1 protein-coding gene is annotated in these 1,173 nt (G+C 49.5%); it reads left to right on the top strand.

The genetic code is table 11. The features are described from left to right. Positions 1-116: 116 nt before the first annotated feature. Complete coding sequence (locus VU18_RS16925) at positions 117-1,019, top strand: AEC family transporter (protein WP_369793590.1); 903 nt, start codon at positions 117-119, stop codon at positions 1,017-1,019. Positions 1,020-1,173 lie beyond the last annotated feature (154 nt).

The following is a 1,173-nucleotide window of genomic DNA, read 5'->3' on the forward strand; positions in this document are numbered from 1 at the left end:
AACATTTCTAGAGGGAGGATGAGCGAGATCCGTTTCAGAGAATAGCGGCTTCCGTATGCATAAAGAAAGCGGGGGAAAACATCTTGTACATTTTTGTGAGTATCTTGCTTCAAGTCATGATTCCGATGTTGCTGATCGTCGGCTTGGGAGCAGGGCTTCACCGTTTCTTTCGTCTTGACCTCAATACATTATCCAAATTGAACATGTATGTCCTGCTGCCGGCAGTCGCATTCATCAACGTGTACGACAGTGAGTTGAATGGAAAGGTGTTAGCGGCTATCTTAGGGTTTCTTCTGTTGCAAAACGGCGGGCTGATGGTTTTGAGTAGGATCATGGCGAAACTATTCAAACTGGAGCGAAGTATGGCAGCGGTGTTTCAAAATACGGTTGTGCTGAACAATTCTGGCAACTTCGGCATTCCTGTCAGCCAGCTGGTGTTTCACCAACATCCGCTCGGGGCGACGATTCAAATCATCGTGACCATTTTTCAAAACTTCTTGACCAATACATATGGAGTGTATCAGTTCGTGTCAGGAAACGGGAAAAGTGGGAAATGGGCTGCTGAGATATGGAAAAATCCCGTTCTTCACGCGCTGTTGTTCGGTGTGGTCTGCCGATGGCTTCACGTCCCAATCCCATCATTTTTATGGACGCCGCTTCGGCGGGTTGCCGACGCGTTTTTAGCCATCGCCCTCTTTACGTTGGGAGCGCAAATCGCCTACACCCGTTTTAACGCCTTGCCGCCGCTTGTGTATGCAAGTGTGTTTGGGCGTCTCGTTTTGTCGCCGCTGTTGGCTGCGTCTTTGATCTTTCTATTAGGAATTGATGGAGTGACGGCTCAGGCGTTGCTCATTGCTAGTTCCTATCCGTGCTCGCGCAATACGGCGCTGTATGCACTCGAGTATGACTGCCACCCAGATTACGCCGCCCAAGCGGTGTTGGTGTCGACCTTGTTGAGCGCCATTACCGTTACAGGCGTTGTGTATGCGGCCCGGCTGTTGTTTCCGATCGCTGGATGAAAACGAGGGCAAGCTGTCGTCGACTCCCAATCATGCAAAAATCATGGGGGGATCGACGACAATGTGCTTTCGTGTCAAAACCCTACAGCTTACATTGCAGGTTCAGTTAGAAACAGCTACCATACTTTAATGGGCAGGTGCAAGTACATCTTTT

The organism is Geobacillus sp. ZGt-1 (assembly GCF_001026865.1).
Taxonomy (GTDB): domain Bacteria; phylum Bacillota; class Bacilli; order Bacillales; family Anoxybacillaceae; genus Geobacillus; species Geobacillus thermoleovorans.